Genomic DNA, 17,354 nt, shown 5'->3' on the forward strand with positions numbered 1-17,354 from the left:
CCGATGGGGTGGCGGTTGTTCGTGTCCGGTTCAGGTCGCCGGCAGATCGGCGAGCTCCGCGGGTAGGTCCCGGCTGTGAATGACGATCAGCCGCTGCGTGCTTCGCGTCAGAGCCACATACAGGTCGCTGTAGCCCCGGGGTGACTGATCGACGAGCTCGGCCGGCTCGACGACGATGGTGGTGTCGAACTCGAGTCCCTTGCACGTGGTGACCGTATGCAACCGTGGCCTCGGTTCGGCGGCCTCCCCGGATGTATCTGTGCCTGCCTCGGTGACATTCCCGAGTGCCTCGGCGATCATCGGGTGGACCGCATCGGGCACGACGATGCCGGTGAGGCCCGTCAGCTCCGGTGCGGTGGCCGCTTCGATGATGGTCGTGGCCAGGTCGCGCGGGTCGGTGCGAATGGCTGCGGGCTCGATTCCGTTCCTGCGCAACGACGTCGGGGCGGTGGCCCCCGGATCGACCCGGCTCAGCACCCGGGCCGCATAGGCCATGATCTCGGCAGGCGTGCGGTAGTTGACGGTCAGTTCCCGCAGTTGCCAGCGGTTGGCGACATACGGTGTGAGTACCTCACTCCACGAGGTGGTGCCTGCCAGGTCCCCGGTCTGGGCGGTGTCGCCGATGATCGTCATCCACCGATTCGGTATGCGACGCATCACCATTCGCCACGCCATCGCGGAGAGTTCCTGCGCCTCGTCGACGATCACATGGCCGAACGTCCAGGTCCGGTCCCCGTACGCACGTTCCGCGGTGGTCGCGCGACTGGTGTGGGTCTGACGTGCGGCGAGTTGTTCGGCGTCGATCAGGTCGTAGGCCATGAGGATCTCGGGGTCCAGCTCGTCCTCGAGATCCTGTGGCGCAGAACCGGTGAGGATATCCAGGGCGTCCTGGGCCTCGGCGAGCTGACGGCGCCACTGCTCCTTCTCCCGCGCCTGGGCCTCGGCCGTGCCGTAACCGATGAGTTCGGCGAGTTCATCGAGCAACGGGACGTCGGCGGGGGTGAGGTCGGAGGCGTCGTCCGCGGGACCTCGATGCAGGACGGCACGCTCCTCGTCGCTCCACCCGGGCGTGCACCGGCGCAGGGCGGCCTTGTCGGCGAAGAGATCTCGCAGAACGTCCTGCGGGGTCAGGGTCGGCCAGAAGTCGAGCAATGTCGCCCGGATGTCGGTGTCACGGGACATATCGGCACGGATGTCGGCGATGTCGGAGGAACTGAGCATCTGGGAACCGTCGAGCAGGCTCGAGCCGATCGCCCTGGCATGGCGCGCCGCCAGTGCGTCGAGCGCGGAGCGCAAGAACACCGACTGTGCCTGGTTGTGGGCGCGTCGGGAGGACCGTGCCTTCCCGCGGGCGGCCTTGATCAGCTCGCTGTCGATCTCGACCGTGTAGCCCTCGAAGTTGACCGGAATCGCAGTGCGCGGCAAGGACTCCCGGGCACGCACCGCCCGTTTGAGGACGTCGAGCATCGCGAGTCTGCCCTTGACCTCACGAGTTGCCCGCGGCTCATCGGCGCGGGCATGGACGTCGGGGAACAACTCGCTGATGGTCGCGAGCAACACGCCCGACTCACCCAGCGACGGCAGCACCTGGCCGATGTAATCCAAGAAGTCGCTGTTCGGCCCGATGATGAGAATGCCGCTCCGCGAGAGGATCTCACGATGGGTGTAGAGCAGATACGCCGCGCGGTGCAGGGCCACGGCGGTCTTGCCGGTACCCGGGCCACCCTGGATCACGGTCACACCACGATGGGTGGAACGGATGATGAGATCCTGCTCGCGCTGGATCGTCTCGACGATGTCGGTCATCTCACCGGTGCGTGCGGTGTTCAGCGCGGCGACGAGCGCCGACTCGTTGACGACATCGCCATGACCGAAGTCCTCGGCGGACGCATCGCCGGCGGTCAGGAGCTCGTCGTTGACCGCTTGTACCGAGCGATTTCGGGTGCGGATGTGCCGGCGCCGGGCGACGTCCTCGGGTGCGGCGGGCGTGGCGAGATAGAATGCCCGTGACAGTGGTGCCCGCCAGTCGAGGAGCAGCGTGGTGTCGGCGTCATCGTCGTCGAGAATCCCGATCCGGCCGATCCGCCGGGTCTCGCCATCCTCCAGATCGAGTCTGCCGAAATACAGATTGTGTTCGGCGGCATCGAATTTGGTGAGATCGTCGACGTACATCCGCTCGTAGGACTCGCGCTCCGACTGCGCCTGCGGCGTCCCGCCGGACTCGCGCAGGGTCGCTGCGAGGCGCTTGCGGGTGGTGGCGCGCATGCGGTCGAGACGTGCGTAGACCAGATCGAGGTGCGCCTGCTCCTCGACGGTGCGGGGATCGTCGGTGCGTGCGGGTGACGAACTCATCGGGCCTCCGCGCAGTCGGTGAGGCCGGCGTCCTGCACGAGGCGTGCCGCGCGGATGCCCGCGACGAGCCGCGCGGCCCGGTGGGTATCGGCCAGCTCGGCGCATGACTCTGCCGCGTCGGTGGACAGGCTCAGGTGAAGGCGCCGGTCCAGCCAGCCGAAGATGTCGGACTGGGAACCGAAGGGCGCCAACGAGTCCGGGCTGTCGCCGAGCACCCCATGCCGGGAGGAGTAGAGGCAGAAGGTTGCGGGGAGGGGGAAATCCGGGGATGGTGCCGGCCCGTGGGGGCGCAGGGAAAGTGACGTCGAGCTCACGGTTATTCGATGGTAGTTGGGTTCGGTGGAGTCGAGCGCCGCGAGGTGTGCGGGTTCGAGCCACGCGGCGGTGGTGGCCAACCGGGCGCCGGCTCGGTGATACGGAGCCGCGGGTATGTACCCGCGTCGGGCAACATCCGCCGAGTGGGTGACGCCGAGGTCGGCGACCCACACCCGCACGAGCCTGTCGATCAGATCGGCGGTGTTGAGTCCTGCGTCAACGAACTTGCCGCGCAGCACCTCTGGCGACGCGTTGGAACCGACGGCCACCACGAGGGTGGCTGTTCCCGGCGTCGTCGGAGGACATACCGACGACGCCGGGACGACGGTCTCGTCGTGCCAGGGGTAGAGATGAGGATCGAGACTCCCCGTGACGGTGGGGGATCGACGCCGGGTCGGCAGGGTCAGGACACGGCCTTTCGCCAGCGGCGACGGCCGGCCTCCGCCTTGTCCTGTGCGGTCGCGGCCAGGGACTTGGCCGAATCCGCCAACTCCGGTGCGCGGTCACCGATGAGTTCGGCGACCTCGGCGGAGCGGTCGCCGATCTTCTCGGCCCATTCGGTGGAGCGTTCGCGTGCGGCTTCGGCGAGTTCGGGGGCGCGGTCGCGCAGCAGTTCGGCGGCCTCCTCGGACTTCTCCCCGAGGACCGATGCACCCTCATGGGTGCGTTCGACGATCGAATCCCACGCCGACGAGCCGGCCTTCGCGCCGACCGGCAGAGCCGCGGTGACAGCTGCCGTCGCGGCGCTGGCCTTGCGCTTTCCGCGCCATGCGAGCGAGGGCTTGCCCTCGGTGTCGGCTGCGGCGATCAGCAGTCCACCGGCGAGGCTGACGTTCTTGAGGAACTGGGTGCGCTGGAGGTTGCGCTTGGCCGGATCGGTCTCCTGCCAGAAGGGATGGCCGGCAAAGGTGGTCGGTACCAGCGACCCGGCCAGACCGAGCGCTGCGATTCGCGGGAACCTGCCCGTCGCGAGCAGCAATCCACCACCGACCTGCACGGCGCCGTTGATCCGCACCAGCAACTCGGGGTCGTGGGGTACAGCGGCGGAGACGTTCTCGGGCAGGGCGTTCAAGGAACTCTCGATGAAATCACCCGCCATCTCGGCGCGGCCGGTCGGCTTGCGCAACGCGTCGACACCCGACGCGATGAACACGGTGGCGAGCATGGGACGGGCGATACGGCGAAGAATCATCAGTGACACTGCCCTTCGTTCGGTCTGCGTGCGGAGCCGGACGCCCGACGGTGGCCGACCCGGGTTCTCGAATCAGCTCGGTCGATATGGCGCCTCATCGAGGCTACCCGTCGTGGGCAGCGCGCCGGGGATTGCGCGCGACGAGAGTCACCAGCCCCGCTCGCGCCACCCGGGCAATGCAGGTCGCTCGGCACCCAGCGTGGTGTCCTTGCCGTGTCCGGGGTAGACGACGGTGGAATCGGGGAAGCGATCGAACACCTTTGTCGAGACGTCGTCGAGGAGGGTGTCGAAATCACCCGGTTGCCAGGTCTTCCCGATACCTCCCGGGAACAGGCAATCGCCGGTGAACAGATGCACGACGCCGTCGGCGGGATCGGTGAGGGCGAGCGCGATGGAGCCCGGTGTGTGGCCGACGAGATGGATCGCCGTGTACGTGAGGTCGCCGACGGTGAGCTGGTCGCGATCGTCGACGAGGGTGTCCGGACGGACCGGCAATTCGTCGGCATCGAGGCGGCCGGCGGCGGTCGGTGCACCGGTGGCGGTGGCGATCTGCTCGAGAGCCTGCCAGTGGTCGAAATGTTGGTGGGTGGTGAAGATCAGGGTGGGGGAGCCGCCGAGTTCGCGCAGGACGGCGAGGATGTCGTCGCCGTCGTTGGCGGCGTCGATGATCAACTGCTCACCGGAGGATTTCGAGGTGATGATGTAGGTGTTGTTGTCCATCGGGCCGACGGACATCTTGGTGATGGTCGCGTGGGACAGCGTGCGGCGCTGAGGGCCACTCTCGGACAAGTCGCCGGTGTAGTCGTCGGAGATCGCCAGATCGTTCGAGGTCATAACACCCAACCCTAGACATTCGGGAGTCCCGCGTATCGTGGATCCGTGGCGTGCCGGGAAGCCTGTCCGGTGCGCACGACCCACTCTCCCGGAATTTGTCGGTGGCTCCCGCTACGGTCATGCGCGCGGGGCGCACTGCGCCCGGACATTCGAGTTCTTGAGATAGGAATGCAGTGGTTGATCGCCTGATCGTCCGCGGAGCCCGTGAGCACAACCTGCGCGGAATCGACGTGGACCTGCCGCGTGACAGTCTGATCGTCTTCACCGGTCTGTCCGGGTCGGGGAAGTCCTCGCTGGCCTTCGACACGATCTTCGCCGAGGGCCAGCGCCGCTACGTCGAGTCGCTCTCGGCGTACGCGCGTCAGTTCCTCGGCCAGATGGACAAACCCGATGTCGACTTCATCGAGGGCTTGTCCCCGGCGGTCTCGATCGATCAGAAGTCGACCAACCGCAATCCGCGGTCGACGGTCGGCACGATCACCGAGGTGTACGACTACCTGCGACTGCTCTACGCGCGCGCCGGTAAGGCGCACTGCCCGGTGTGTGGCGCGGAGATCGCCAAACAAACACCGCAGCAGATCGTCGACCAGGTCCTCGCGATGGGCGAGGGCACCCGGTTCCAGGTGTTGGCGCCGGTCGTCCGCACCCGAAAGGGCGAGTTCGTCGACCTGTTCGCCGAACTCCAGACGCAGGGCTTCTCCCGTGCGCGGATCGACGGCAAGGTCCATCCATTGGCGGAGCCGCCGAAACTCAAGAAGCAGGAAAAGCACGACATCGAGGTCGTCGTGGACCGCCTGGTGGTCAAGAGCAGTGCCAAGCAGCGATTGACCGACTCGGTGGAGACGGCGCTGCGCCTGGCCGACGGCATCGTGGTGCTCGACTTCGTCGACCTCGACGCCGACGATCCGCACCGCGAGCGACGCTTCTCCGAGCGGATGGCCTGCCCGAATGGGCACCCCATCGCGATCGACGATCTCGAACCCCGATCGTTCTCGTTCAACTCCCCGTACGGAGCATGTCCCGAATGCGACGGTCTCGGTGTCCGCAAGGAGATCGACGAGGATCTCGTCGTGCCCGACCCGGACCTCGCATTGTCGGAGGGCGCGATCGCGCCGTGGTCGTCGGGACACAATGCGGACTACTTCCTGCGACTGATGGGCGGCCTGGCCGATCAGATGGGTTTCGCCGTCGACACCCCGTGGAAGAAGTTGCCCGCCAAGGCGCGCAACGCGCTGCTCAACGGCAGTGATCATCAGGTTCACGTCAAGTTCCGCAACCGTTACGGCCGCACCCGCTCGTACTACACCGAGTTCGAGGGCGTGATGGCCTTCCTCAGCAGGCGGATGGATCAGACCGAGTCCGAGCAGATGAAGGAGCGTTACGAGGGGTACATGCGCGACGTGCCGTGCCCCGCGTGTGGTGGGGCCCGCCTGCGACCGGAGATCCTGTCGGTGACCCTCGACCATCCGACCGACGGGCCCCGATCGATCGCGCAGGTCTGCGAACTCTCGATCTCCGAATGTGCGACGTACCTCGACGGTCTGTCCCTCGACGCGCGGCAGAAGGCGATCGCCGGCCGTGTTCTCAAAGAAGTGCAGGCTCGTATCCGGTTCCTGCTCGACGTGGGCCTGGAGTACCTGTCGCTCGAACGCGCGGCCGGGTCGTTGTCCGGTGGCGAAGCACAACGCATCCGCCTGGCCACCCAGATCGGTGCAGGGCTTGCCGGGGTGCTCTACGTCCTCGACGAGCCATCGATCGGGCTGCACCAGCGCGACAACCGACGACTCATCGACACGCTGACGCGGCTGCGCGATCTCGGCAACACGCTGATCGTCGTCGAGCACGATGAGGACACCATCCGCGCGGCCGACTGGATCGTCGACATCGGCCCCCGGGCCGGTGAACACGGTGGTGAGGTCGTGCACTCGGGCAGCTACAAGGAACTGCTCAAGAACCGGAAGTCGTTGACGGGCAACTATCTTGCCGGTCGAGACACCCTTCCGGTGCCGGCGATCCGACGGCCGATCACCAAGAACCGGCACATCACGGTGGTCGGGGCGCGCGAACACAATCTGCGGGGCATCGATGTGACGTTCCCGCTCGGTGTGCTCACCGCCGTGACGGGAGTGTCCGGGTCGGGGAAGTCGACCCTGGTCAACGACATTCTCGCCACGGTCCTCGCCAACAAGCTCAACGGCGCCCGACAAGTCCCGGGCCGGCACACGCGGGTCAACGGGTTGGGAAATCTCGACAAGCTCGTTCAGGTGGACCAGTCGCCGATCGGGCGCACCCCGCGTTCCAACCCGGCGACCTACACCGGCGTCTTCGACAAGATCCGAACCCTGTTCGCAGCCACCACCGAGGCCAAGGTGCGCGGCTATCAGCCGGGCCGGTTCTCGTTCAACGTCAAGGGCGGCCGGTGCGAGGCGTGCACCGGTGAGGGCACGATCAAGATCGAGATGAACTTCCTGCCGGATGTCTACGTGCCGTGCGAGGTGTGCCATGGGGCGCGGTACAACCGCGAAACACTCGAGGTCCACTACAAGGGCAAGACCATCTCGGAGGTCCTCGACATGCCGATCGAGGAGGCCGCCGAGTTCTTCGAACCGGTGACCTCGATTCACCGCTACCTCAAAACGCTGGTTGAGGTCGGGCTCGGTTACGTCCGGCTCGGGCAGCCGGCGCCGACCCTGTCCGGTGGCGAGGCGCAGCGTGTGAAGCTCTCCGCCGAACTCCAGAAGCGGTCGTCGGGACGGACGGTCTACATTCTCGACGAGCCGACCACGGGCCTGCACTTCGAGGACATCAAGAAACTGCTCGCGGTGATCAACGGATTGGTCGACAAGGGCAACACCGTGATCGTCATCGAGCACAACCTCGACGTGATCAAGACCGCCGACTGGGTGATCGACATGGGGCCCGAGGGCGGAACCGGGGGCGGGATGGTCGTCGCGGAGGGCACTCCGGAGGAGATCGCCGATACCCCCGAAAGCCACACCGGCAAGTTCCTCGCCGAGATCCTCGACGACGAACGGGTCGCCTCGGCCGGCTGACGGCGCCCGCCTATTCGCCGACGGCGCCCGTCAGTTCGCCGACAGCGCTCACCTACCCGCCGACGGCGCTCGTGGCGGTCGGTCGTCGTAGTTGTCGAAGGCTTTCATCGAACTCCAGTCCGGCCAGGTCAACTCCCACAGGCGGTGGAGGCGTCCACCTCGGAACGTCGCGACGAACATCACTTCGATGTCGGTGGCAGCTTCGTCGGGACGTTTCGTCGTGATCCAGAGACGCCCGGCGAGGCGATCGGACTCCTCGACCCACGCCTCGTCGTCGTAACGCACCGAGTAGGTGATGGGCGTCGAGTAGACGCGCGCATGGCCGGCGTGGAAGGCATCGTAGTCCTGCGTCTGGCCATTGGTGACGAGGATGAAATCTCGGTCGTAGTACGTATCCACCATCGAGATGTTCTTGGCCTCCACCATTCGCGTGAACATCTCTCGCATCACCGCTTGGAGCGGAGCTGCCATCGCGTCACCCACCCATCGACTTCCGGATCTCCTCGAGTCGTTTCTTCGCGGCCTCATCGCGCTTGCGCATCATCTCGTCCACCTGCCGGCCTTCAGGGGTCCCTTCGGCCAGCTCTTGTGACCCGATCGCCGTCGCGATCCGATTCTCGATCTTGTCGCGCACGAAATCGAATGTGGGAACGCCGGATTCGGTGTAGTCGGGGTCTGGGATCGACGGCGTGCCGCCGAACTGTCCGGGCGTCGTGGGTGGTACGACCACCTCGGCGTCGATGATCTCGTCGTCGGGTCCACCGGGCCCGTTGGGGGAGGATGCCGACTCGCCAGATTCCGTCATGACTTCCACCCTATGCGTGCCCGGGGACGGCTGTATGCGCTTGCCGAGCGGTGACGAACGAACCGGCACCGGCGACGGTGTGCGCACAGGTGCCGAGCGCCTCACACTGAGAAGATGGCGGTCGACGGCTCGGTTCTGCGCGTCGCGGTGGCGCAGCCGGGAGACGGTTCGTCGTCACTGAGGGACAGTGCGCGTCGTCACGCCGGCTTGGTCCGGCGTGCGGGCGCCGACCTGATCGTTTTTCCCGAACTGTCTCTCACCGGGTATCACCTTGACGCGCGCGATGTCGCCGTCGATGCGACCGAACTCGGGGTGATCGCCGACGCCTGCCACGAAAGCGGGTGCACGGCGCTGATCGGCGCGCCGATCAGCGAGAACGGGCAACGTTATATCGCTTTCCTCCGCGTCGATTCGACGACGACATCGGCGGTCTATCGGAAGTGCTTCCCCGGTGCGGACGAGAGTCCGCACTTCGCGGCCGGGCCGGGACCCTGTGCCGTTACGGTGCAGGGATGGTCGATCGGGCTCGGTATCTGCCGTGACACCGGCGTGGCAGCGCACGTGGCCGACACGGCCGCGCTCGACATCGATCTGTACGCGTGTGGCGTCGTCCACCATCGGTGGGAGTTGGACGAACAACGGCGCCGCGCGGCGCGGATCGCCGAGGCGTGTCGGTCGCCGGTGGCGATGGCGAGTGCTGCCGGCAGAACGGGCGGCGGCTACGACCTGTCGGCCGCGCATTCGGCGATTGTCTCGTCCGCAGGGGAGATCGCGGCCGATGCCGGCACCGCCGTGGATGCGGTGGTGGCATGCGACCTCCGGCTGCGCCGGGCTCTTGGCCCCGCGATCATGGGTGAGCCATACCCGCCACGGCCAACACAGCGCCCAGGACACCGACGACGACATACCCCATGATCGTCAGCCCACGCCGGACCCGAGAACCCACTCTGGATCCGAGTAGCGCACCTACGGTCACCAGTCCGGACTGCCAACTCAGCGAGGCCGCGATGACCCCGACGACAAATGCGATCCGCGCCACGGGAGGCAGCGGACCGATAGAGACCGTCACTGCAGAGAAGTAGACGAAGGTCGCCGGGTTGATCGCGGTCAAGCCGAAGAACACCAGGAATCGGCGGCCGGTTCGGGTCCGCCGATTCGGCAACGCCGTCGTCGCTGTCGGGGATCGACGTCGGATGCCCACCACCGCGATGACGATGAGAACCACTCCGCCGAGCACCTCGGGGAGCGCACCGAGTCGGCGGACCTCCGGTGCCACGATGTTTCCGACGACGACCGACGCGAGCGCGTAGAGACCGTCCACCGAGGCGACCCCGACAGCCGCAGGCAGTCCGTGGCGAATGCCCGCGCTGACACCTTCGTGGATCAACAGAATCCCGATCGCCCCGAGTGGCATCGCCACGCCGAGCCCGGCCAGAAGACCCATACCCATCGCACTCGCCACCTCCCTCATGCCGTTGACCCTGAGGCGCCGGACGGACGCAGAGGAGAGATTGAGCAGCGGAGTGCACAATTTTCTGTATGGACGACATCGACAGACAGATTCTCGGCATTCTTGCCACCGATGGCCGAGCATCGTTCAGTCACATCGGTCGAGTCGTGGGCCTGAGTACCAACGGTGCGGCTTCCCGCGTCAGACGACTCGAAGGTGACGGCGTGATCCTCGGGTATCGAGCGGTGCTCGCCGATGCCGCCGAGGTCGACGTCCCGGTCACCTCGATCGAGGCCTTCGTCGACATCCGGTTACGCGAGGGCGTCGACTCGGAGGGATTCCTGGATTGGGCCGGGCACGATCCGGCGGTGCTCGACGCCGTTCACGTGACCGGCTTGTTCGACTACCTGCTGCGCATCCGGGTGTCGGGAACTGCGGACCTCGATCGATTTCTTCGCAGGGTCAAATCAGAGGGCGGGGCCGGTGGCTCACAGACCCGAATCGCGTTGCGCCCCAGGGACTGACGAGTGCGGTGTGAGTCGGCGCAATCGGTTTGGGGGTCGGTGGCGCACGGTGAGCGGAACGCCTCGCGACGCCGTCTCAGCGCCGGCGGTCGCGCACCGGCCCGGTGTACTTCTCGCCCGGTCCTTCGCCGGGCTCGTCCGGGTATGCGCTCGCCTCGCGGAAGGCGAGTTGCAGTTGCTTGAGTCCATCGCGGATGGGTGCGGCGTGGATGCCGAGGTCGGCGCGTGAAGCGTCGACCAGTCCGGCGAGTGCGTGGATGAGCCGCCGGGCCTCGTCGAGGTCCACATCGGACTCCGAAGCACCCTCGGCGAGTCCCAACTTCTCCGCCGACGCGCTCATGAGCATCACGATGGACTTGGTGATGACCTCGATCGCCGGAATATCGGCCAGGTCGCGAATGTTGTCATCGGCGGCAATGGAAGGGTTCGACTCGGTCGGCCCGGTACCTCTCGTCCCGTCGGCAGGCCCGTCACCTGCGGCGTCGGCGGAGGGCGAATAGGTGTTTCCGGTCATGACTGTTAGACTTCCATAGCACGACCGCCCCGGTTCGCCGGGGTTGCAAGTGGAGTCAGGCTCCCACCGCTACGACGCGCCATTGGCGCAGTTGTACGGTCCGGTCCCAAAGGCCCAGGTCAGCCGTATGGCTGCGTGGGCTGGATGCGCCCAGCGTGTTCGAGTGGACCGGTCGGCGTTGGAGCCCTGCCGATGATCTCTCGAAGATCGTCGCCGGGGCTTTTTTGCTGAGGCCTTCTCCTCCTGCGCCCGACTCATCGCGGCGGCCGACCTGTTCGGAATTATCAAGGAGGCCCCATCAGCACTGAGACCCGCATCAACGAGCGCATCCGCGTACCGGAGGTCCGACTCGTCGGACCGAATTCGGAGCAGGTGGGCATCGTGCGTGTTGAAGATGCGCTCCGCCTGGCCTACGAGGCCGATCTGGATCTGGTCGAGGTCGCACCCGACGCCCGCCCGCCGGTGTGCAAGATCATGGACTACGGCAAGTTCAAATACGAAGCCGCCCAGAAGCAGCGCGAGGCGCGTCGTAACCAGCAGATGACCGTCATCAAGGAGCAGAAGCTCCGCCCGAAGATCGACGACCACGATTACGAGACCAAGAAGGGTCACGTCATCCGGTTCTTGAAGGACGGGTCCAAGGTGAAGGTCACCATCATGTTCCGTGGCCGCGAGCAGTCGCGACCCGAGCTCGGATTCCGGCTCCTGCAGCGTCTCGGCAACGATGTCGCCGACTACGGCTTCATCGAGACCTCGGCCAAGCAGGACGGACGGAACATGACGATGGTCCTCGCCCCGCACAAGGGTGCGAAGACCCGCGTCAAGGCGCAGCAGCAGTCGCAACGCCCGCCTCGCCAGGCCGGCGACGACGGCGCCGACGCCACGAGCTAGTCGACACCGGCGTCGACTGCCCCGGGCGTCGACGCACGGACAGACCACTGCGAACCCAGCGCGCCCGCCGGAGCGGGCGCCGCTGGAGTTCGCCCAAACGAAGGAAGACACATGCCGAAGAGCAAAACCCACAAGGGCACCGCGAAGCGCTTCAAGGTGACCGGCAGCGGCAAGATCGTGCGCCAGAAGGCCAACCGTCGCCACCTGCTCGAGCACAAGCCCTCCCGTCGGACCCGTCGTCTCGACGGCACGACCGTTGTGAGCGAGAACGACGCACCGCGCATCAAGCGCCTGCTCAACCGCTGACGCCCTGACCACCACCGAGAAGAGGAGTGACTAAATGGCACGCGTGAAAAGGGCTGTCAACGCCCAGAAGAAGCGTCGGACGACCCTGGAGGCCTCCAAGGGATACCGCGGTCAGCGTTCGCGCCTGTACCGCAAGGCCAAGGAGCAGCAGCTCCACTCGCTGACCTACGCCTACCGGGACCGTCGCGCCCGCAAGGGTGAGTTCCGCAAGCTGTGGATCGCGCGCATCAACGCCGCGGCCCGCGCCAACGACATCACCTACAACCGCTTCATCCAGGGCCTCAAGGCCGCGGGTGTCGAGGTCGACCGCAAGGTGCTCGCCGACATCGCCGTCACCGACCCCGAGGCCTTCACCGGTCTCGTCGAGGTCGCGCGCAAGGCGCTGCCCGCCGACGTCAACGCGCCGGCCGCCTGATCACCACGTAGTTCGAGTTGGTGCAGACCGACAACACACGACCCGTGACGGACGTTCTCTCGGAACGCTCGTCGCGGGTCGTGTCGTTGGCGAAGCTGCACAGATCTGCCACGCGCCGCACCGAGAAGCGTTTTCTCGTCGAGGGCGCCAACGCCGTCGACGCCGCGTTGGCGACCGGCCGCGCGCGCTCGGTGCTGGTCCGCGACGACGCCGAGGATCGTTTCGGCGAACTCCTCGATCGGGCGAGAGCACACTCCGTGCCCGTATACCGGCTGTCCGACCGTGCCGCGGCAAAACTGGCCGAGACCACCACGGCGCCGGGGGTGTTCGCCGAATGCGATCTCCTGACCGTCCATCTCGACGAGGTGCTCGCCGGATCGCCGCGGTTGCTCGCCGTTGCCGTCGAGCCGCGTGAGCCCGGCAACGTCGGCACGCTGATCCGATGCGCCGACGCGATGGGCGCCGATGCGGTCGTCCTGCTCGGTGACGCCGTCGACCCGCACAACGGGAAGGCGGTCCGCGCGAGCGCGGGAAGTGTTTTCCACATCCCGGTGGTGCGCGAATCGGACACGACCGCCGCGCTGAGCGCACTACGCTCCGGCGGCATCCTCACCCTGGCCACCGCGGCCGACGGTGAACTGAGCCTCGACGACGCCGACGACGTGTTCGCCGGACCGGTCGCCTGGCTGTTCGGCAACGAGGCCCACGGATTGCCCAACACCCTGCTCGCCGATGCCGACCACCGCATCGCCATTCCGATCCACGGTCACGCCGAAAGCCTCAATCTTGCTGCGGCCAGCGCGATCTGCCTCTATGCGGCGGCTCGCATCCAGCATCGTCGGTCGGGGTCGCCGGACTGAGGCCGCGCCTTGAGCCGCCGACGTCGTCCGACTGCCCTGCCGACGGACGCGAGCAGTGTCGGGCACCCCGGTGAACGCGGCGACCTGCGCCGCTGGGTCCATACCGGGTCGACTAGTCTGGGATGTCGATGTCCGCCGTCGCGCATTGCGTGATCCGCCAGACGTGACAATCCGGACGTGACGACACCGAGGAGATCACCACCCGTGGCCAGCTCAGCCGACCGCCCCGCCGACAAGGGTTCCGAGGACCTGCGGTTCCCCGAACCATCGGAACTCGACGCCGCCGCCTCCGCCGCGGTGTCGGCGTTCGAGGCGGCGGGCGATCTCGATGCCCTCGCGCTCGCGAAGACCGCGCATCTCGGTGACCGCTCACCGATCGCACTGGCCCGGCGCGCGCTCGGCAGCCTGCCGAAGGACCAGCGGTCGTCGGCGGGCAAGACCGTCAACGAGGTTCGCGGTCGGGTGTCGGCCGCCCTGGACGCGCGGACCGCCCAGCTCGAGTCGGAGCGCGACGCTGCCGTCCTCGTCGCCGAATCGGTCGACGTGACCCTGCCCAGCAGACGACGCCCACTCGGTGCCCGTCACCCGATCACCGTCATCTCCGAGCAGGTCGCCGATGTCTTCGTGGCGATGGGCTGGGAGATCGCCGAAGGTCCGGAGGTCGAGACCGAGCACCACAACTTCGACGCCCTGAACTTCCTGCCCGACCACCCCGCGCGCTCGATGCAGGACACGTTCTACATCGCGCCCGAGGGGTCGCGACAGGTGCTGCGCACCCACACCTCGCCGGTCCAGGTGCGGTCGATGCTCACCCGCGACGTCCCGATCTACGTCGCATGTCCGGGTCGCACCTTCCGGACCGACGAGCTCGACGCCACCCACACGCCGGTGTTCCACCAGATCGAGGGTCTCGCTGTCGACAAGGGTCTGACGCTGGCCAATCTGCGCGGCACCCTCGAGGTCTTCGCGCGGGCACTGTTCGGCCCCGAGACCACGACGCGGATGCGAGCGAGCTACTTCCCGTTCACTGAGCCGTCCGCCGAGGTCGACGTGTGGTTCCCCGCCAAGAAGGGTGGCCCGGGCTGGGTGGAGTGGGGAGGTTGCGGCATGGTGAATCCGAATGTGTTGCGCGCCAGCGGAATCGATCCCGATGTCTATTCCGGGTTCGCATTCGGGATGGGCCTGGAACGCACCCTGCAGTTCCGCAACGACATCTCCGACATGCGCGACATGGTCGAAGGTGACGTCCGCTTCTCCCTGCCGTTCGGCCCTGCGATCTGATCTCGCCACCCGACACCGCAAACGATCGAAAGTAGCTGATTGACGTGCGTGCCCCACAGTCCTGGTACACCGAGGTGTTGCGAGCCGGCGACCCGACCTGGTCGGCGACCGTCGAGGAGATCGACGCCGGATTCGTGCGCGTCGGCTTCGAGATCGAGGACATCGACGTCTTCCCGACGATCACCGGGCCCCTGGTCATCGGCCGGGTGGAGACGATCGAGGAACTGACCGAGTTCAAGAAGCCCATCCGCTTCTGCACCGTCGCGGTCGGCGAGGCCGAGCCCCGCGGAATCGTGTGCGGTGCACGCAACTTCGCCGAGGGCGACCTCATTGTGGCGGCATTGCCCGGTACGGTGTTGCCGGGACCGTTCGAGATCGCCTCGCGCAAGACCTACGGGCGCATCTCTGACGGAATGATCTGCTCGGTCTCCGAATTGGGGATCGGCACCGACCACAGCGGCATCCTCGTCCTCGCACCGGGCACCGCCGAGCCGGGCGCCGATGCGCGTGAGGTTCTCGGACTCGACGACACCGCCATCGACGTCAACGTCACCCCCGACCGTGGCTACGCCTTCTCCGTCCGCGGGCTCGGACGTGAACTCGCAAGCAGTTTCTCGGTGCCCTTCATCGATCCGGGCCTGCCCGGCGAGGCCCTCGTCGCCGGCGGTGATCCGTGGCCGGTGGCCATCGAACCGGGCTCCGCCGCCACCCGCTACACCGCGCGCCTGATCGCCGGGGTCGACGCGACCGCCATCTCGCCGTGGTGGATGCAGAAGCGCCTGATGGTTGCCGGGGTGCGGCCGATCTCGGCGATCGTCGATGTCACCAATTACGTGATGCTCGAACTCGGTCAGCCGTTGCACGCCTTCGACGCCGACAAGCTCACCGGAACCGTCACCGTGCGCAACGCCGTGGCGGGGGAGAAGCTGACCACCCTCGACGGGGTGGTGCGCACACTCGATCCCGAGGACGTCGTCATCGCCGACGACAGCGGTCCGATCGCCCTGGCCGGGCTGATGGGCGGCGCCGACACCGAGGTCGGTTCGGAGACCACCCGGGTTCTGTTGGAGTCGGCCACCTTCGATCCGGTTCGGGTGTTCCGGACCGGTAAGCGCCACAAGCTGACCTCGGAGGCCACCAAACGGTTCGAGCGCACCGTCGACCCCGAGATCACCGCGGTCGCCTCGGATCGCGGTTCGACGCTCATCGTGGAACTCGCCGGCGGTGAGATCGCCTCCCCGCTGTCGGACCTTCGCGTACCTGTCGATGCACCGCAGCCGATTTCGATCGCCGCCGACGAACCCGACCGCACCGCCGGGGTGACCTATGCGCCCGGAACCACCGCGGCCCGACTGACCGAGGTCGGCTGTACCGTCACCGGCACCGACCCGCTCGAGGTGATCCCCCCGTCGTGGCGACCCGATCTGCGTCAGCGTGCCGACCTCGTCGAGGAGGTGTTGCGACTCGAGGGTCTCGAGGACATCCCGGCAGTCCCGCCCACCGCGCCCGCGGGGACCGGTCTGACCCCCGCGCAGCGCCGGCGCCGCGGCATCGGCCGGACACTCGCCCTCGACGGCTTCGTCGAGGTGCTGCCGTACCCGTTCATGCCGGCCGGCATCTTCGACCAGTGGGATCTCCCGGCCGACGACGAGCGACGACGCACGGTGAAGGTGCTCAATCCGTTGGAGTCCGATCGGCCGGAACTCAACACGACCCTGTTGCCCGGTCTGCTGGAAATGGCTGCGCGCAACATCTCTCGTGGTCAGCGTGACCTCTCGTTGTTCACCGTGGGGCAGGTCGTGATCGCCGGAGACAACGTCGTTCCGGTCGGGGCAGTCGATGTGGCCCGGCGCCCGACCGACGAGCAGATCGCCGCACTCGATGCCTCGCTGCCGCACCAGCCGCTGCACGTGGCCGCGGTCCTGACGGGGCTGCGTGACCCGGCGGGCCCGTGGGGCCAGGGCCGCGCGGCGGATCATCTCGACGCCTTCGAGGCGGCTCGCACGATCGGCCGCGCCGCCGGCGTGACGGTGGAGTTGTCGGCCGACGATCATCGACCCTGGCATCCCGGCCGCTGCGCTCGAGTGACCGTGAACGGGACGACCGTCGGATACGCAGGTGAACTACATCCCGCGGTCCTCGAACGCGCCGGGCTCCCCAAACGGCTGTGTGCGGTGGAGATCGACATCGATGCGCTGCCGCTGACAGCGAACCTGCCGGCGCCGAATATCAGTGTGTTCCCGGCCGTATTGCAGGATGTCGCGGTGGTGGTCGGCGAGCCGGTGCCCGCAGCCGAGGTCGAGAAGGCGTTGCGCGACGGTGCTGGGGATCTCCTCGAGGCGATCGAGCTGTTCGACGTCTTCACCGGCGCCCAGGTCGGCGACGGACACAAGTCGCTGACCTTTGCGCTGCGCTTCCGCGCGGCGGACCGTACGCTCACCGAGGACGAGGCGAGCAACGCCAAACTTGCGGCGGTGGAAACCGCGAGCGAACGACTCGGGGCGCGCTTGCGCTGATCGCGTGAGGGCCACGTCTGCGCGCGGTCGCGGTGAGGCCACCAGG

General features: G+C 67.1%; 17 protein-coding genes. 9 read left to right on the forward strand and 8 right to left on the reverse strand.

Annotated elements, in window-relative coordinates; all coding sequences use genetic code 11:
* Positions 1 to 30: 30 nt before the first annotated feature.
* From QNM97_RS09420 to QNM97_RS09435, 4 genes are all read right to left on the reverse strand, one after another.
* The gene (locus QNM97_RS09420) at positions 31 to 2,352 is read right to left on the reverse strand and encodes a HelD family protein (protein ID WP_283822506.1); all 2,322 of its coding nucleotides are present in this window, start codon (positions 2,350 to 2,352) and stop codon (positions 31 to 33) included.
* The gene (locus QNM97_RS09425) at positions 2,349 to 2,939 is read right to left on the reverse strand and encodes a hypothetical protein (RefSeq protein ID WP_283822507.1); all 591 of its coding nucleotides are present in this window, start codon (positions 2,937 to 2,939) and stop codon (positions 2,349 to 2,351) included. The genes QNM97_RS09420 and QNM97_RS09425 overlap by 4 nt, the downstream gene beginning before the upstream one ends.
* Positions 2,940 to 3,070: 131 nt before the next feature.
* The gene (locus QNM97_RS09430; RefSeq protein ID WP_283822508.1) at positions 3,071 to 3,859 is read right to left on the reverse strand and encodes a DoxX family protein; all 789 of its coding nucleotides are present in this window, start codon (positions 3,857 to 3,859) and stop codon (positions 3,071 to 3,073) included.
* A 147-nt stretch (positions 3,860 to 4,006) separates the two neighbouring features.
* The gene (locus QNM97_RS09435; protein ID WP_283822509.1) at positions 4,007 to 4,693 is read right to left on the reverse strand and encodes an MBL fold metallo-hydrolase; all 687 of its coding nucleotides are present in this window, start codon (positions 4,691 to 4,693) and stop codon (positions 4,007 to 4,009) included.
* Positions 4,694 to 4,866: 173 nt separating this feature from the next.
* Here QNM97_RS09435 and uvrA point away from each other — a divergent pair, with 173 nt between their 5' ends.
* Complete coding sequence (gene uvrA, locus QNM97_RS09440; protein WP_283822510.1) at positions 4,867 to 7,746, forward strand: excinuclease ABC subunit UvrA; 2,880 nt, start codon at positions 4,867 to 4,869, stop codon at positions 7,744 to 7,746.
* A 48-nt stretch (positions 7,747 to 7,794) separates the two neighbouring features.
* On the opposite strand, the gene QNM97_RS09445 is transcribed toward uvrA, so the two are convergent.
* A complete protein-coding gene (locus tag QNM97_RS09445) occupies positions 7,795 to 8,217 on the reverse strand; it encodes a nuclear transport factor 2 family protein (RefSeq protein ID WP_283822511.1) in 423 nt (140 codons plus the stop codon).
* A 4-nt stretch (positions 8,218 to 8,221) separates the two neighbouring features.
* Complete coding sequence (locus QNM97_RS09450; protein ID WP_283822512.1) at positions 8,222 to 8,551, reverse strand: PspA/IM30 family protein; 330 nt, start codon at positions 8,549 to 8,551, stop codon at positions 8,222 to 8,224.
* Positions 8,552 to 8,665: 114 nt separating this feature from the next.
* On the opposite strand from QNM97_RS09450, the gene QNM97_RS09455 reads away from it, so the two are divergent.
* Positions 8,666 to 9,466: a carbon-nitrogen hydrolase family protein gene (locus QNM97_RS09455; RefSeq protein ID WP_283822513.1), complete on the forward strand. Its 801-nt coding sequence runs from the start codon at positions 8,666 to 8,668 to the stop codon at positions 9,464 to 9,466.
* Here QNM97_RS09455 and QNM97_RS09460 read toward each other — a convergent pair.
* On the reverse strand, positions 9,399 to 10,022 hold the full coding sequence (locus tag QNM97_RS09460; RefSeq protein ID WP_283822514.1) for a LysE family transporter: 624 nt from the start codon (positions 10,020 to 10,022) through the stop codon (positions 9,399 to 9,401). The genes QNM97_RS09455 and QNM97_RS09460 overlap by 68 nt on opposite strands.
* Positions 10,023 to 10,090: 68 nt before the next feature.
* Here QNM97_RS09460 and QNM97_RS09465 point away from each other — a divergent pair, with 68 nt between their 5' ends.
* A complete protein-coding gene (locus QNM97_RS09465) occupies positions 10,091 to 10,525 on the forward strand; it encodes an Lrp/AsnC family transcriptional regulator (protein WP_283822515.1) in 435 nt (144 codons plus the stop codon).
* Positions 10,526 to 10,601: 76 nt separating this feature from the next.
* Here QNM97_RS09465 and QNM97_RS09470 read toward each other — a convergent pair whose 3' ends face one another.
* Positions 10,602 to 11,039 carry a DUF1844 domain-containing protein gene (locus tag QNM97_RS09470; protein ID WP_079929906.1) on the reverse strand — a complete coding sequence of 146 codons (438 nt, stop codon included), beginning with the start codon at positions 11,037 to 11,039 and terminating at the stop codon, positions 10,602 to 10,604.
* Between the two features lie 243 nt (positions 11,040 to 11,282).
* Here QNM97_RS09470 and infC point away from each other — a divergent pair, with 243 nt between their 5' ends.
* The 6 genes from infC to pheT all read left to right on the forward strand — a co-directional run bounded on the left by infC (position 11,283) and on the right by pheT (position 17,308).
* Entirely contained in the window at positions 11,283 to 11,930 is a 648-nt protein-coding gene (infC, locus tag QNM97_RS09475; protein WP_079929905.1) for a translation initiation factor IF-3, read from the forward strand.
* A gap of 111 nt (positions 11,931 to 12,041) precedes the next feature.
* Entirely contained in the window at positions 12,042 to 12,236 is a 195-nt protein-coding gene (gene rpmI, locus QNM97_RS09480; RefSeq protein ID WP_006371199.1) for a 50S ribosomal protein L35, read from the forward strand.
* A gap of 34 nt (positions 12,237 to 12,270) precedes the next feature.
* Positions 12,271 to 12,651, forward strand: coding sequence for a 50S ribosomal protein L20 (gene rplT, locus QNM97_RS09485; protein WP_006371198.1), 381 nt, complete (start codon positions 12,271 to 12,273; stop codon positions 12,649 to 12,651).
* Between the two features lie 44 nt (positions 12,652 to 12,695).
* Positions 12,696 to 13,511: a TrmH family RNA methyltransferase gene (locus QNM97_RS09490; RefSeq protein WP_283822516.1), complete on the forward strand. Its 816-nt coding sequence runs from the start codon at positions 12,696 to 12,698 to the stop codon at positions 13,509 to 13,511.
* A gap of 204 nt (positions 13,512 to 13,715) precedes the next feature.
* Positions 13,716 to 14,792, forward strand: coding sequence for a phenylalanine--tRNA ligase subunit alpha (gene pheS, locus QNM97_RS09495; RefSeq protein WP_208791476.1), 1,077 nt, complete (start codon positions 13,716 to 13,718; stop codon positions 14,790 to 14,792).
* Between the two features lie 44 nt (positions 14,793 to 14,836).
* Positions 14,837 to 17,308 carry a phenylalanine--tRNA ligase subunit beta gene (pheT, locus tag QNM97_RS09500; RefSeq protein ID WP_283822517.1) on the forward strand — a complete coding sequence of 824 codons (2,472 nt, stop codon included), beginning with the start codon at positions 14,837 to 14,839 and terminating at the stop codon, positions 17,306 to 17,308.
* The last annotated feature ends 46 nt before the right edge of the window (positions 17,309 to 17,354 follow it).

It is taken from the genome of Gordonia sp. L191 (genome assembly GCF_030077625.1).
Lineage (GTDB): Bacteria > Actinomycetota > Actinomycetes > Mycobacteriales > Mycobacteriaceae > Gordonia > Gordonia polyisoprenivorans_A.

Coding starts and splice junctions, on each gene's coding strand:
- QNM97_RS09420 (WP_283822506.1), bottom strand. CDS start 2,352: ATGAGTTCGTCACCCGCACGCACCGACGATCCCCGCACCGTCGAGGAG.
- QNM97_RS09430 (WP_283822508.1), bottom strand. CDS start 3,859: ATGATTCTTCGCCGTATCGCCCGTCCCATGCTCGCCACCGTGTTCATC.
- QNM97_RS09435 (WP_283822509.1), bottom strand. CDS start 4,693: ATGACCTCGAACGATCTGGCGATCTCCGACGACTACACCGGCGACTTG.
- QNM97_RS09445 (WP_283822511.1), bottom strand. CDS start 8,217: ATGGCAGCTCCGCTCCAAGCGGTGATGCGAGAGATGTTCACGCGAATG.
- QNM97_RS09450 (WP_283822512.1), bottom strand. CDS start 8,551: ATGACGGAATCTGGCGAGTCGGCATCCTCCCCCAACGGGCCCGGTGGA.
- QNM97_RS09455 (WP_283822513.1), top strand. CDS start 8,666: ATGGCGGTCGACGGCTCGGTTCTGCGCGTCGCGGTGGCGCAGCCGGGA.
- QNM97_RS09460 (WP_283822514.1), bottom strand. CDS start 10,022: ATGAGGGAGGTGGCGAGTGCGATGGGTATGGGTCTTCTGGCCGGGCTC.
- QNM97_RS09465 (WP_283822515.1), top strand. CDS start 10,091: ATGGACGACATCGACAGACAGATTCTCGGCATTCTTGCCACCGATGGC.
- QNM97_RS09470 (WP_079929906.1), bottom strand. CDS start 11,039: ATGACCGGAAACACCTATTCGCCCTCCGCCGACGCCGCAGGTGACGGG.
- rpmI (WP_006371199.1), top strand. CDS start 12,042: ATGCCGAAGAGCAAAACCCACAAGGGCACCGCGAAGCGCTTCAAGGTG.
- rplT (WP_006371198.1), top strand. CDS start 12,271: ATGGCACGCGTGAAAAGGGCTGTCAACGCCCAGAAGAAGCGTCGGACG.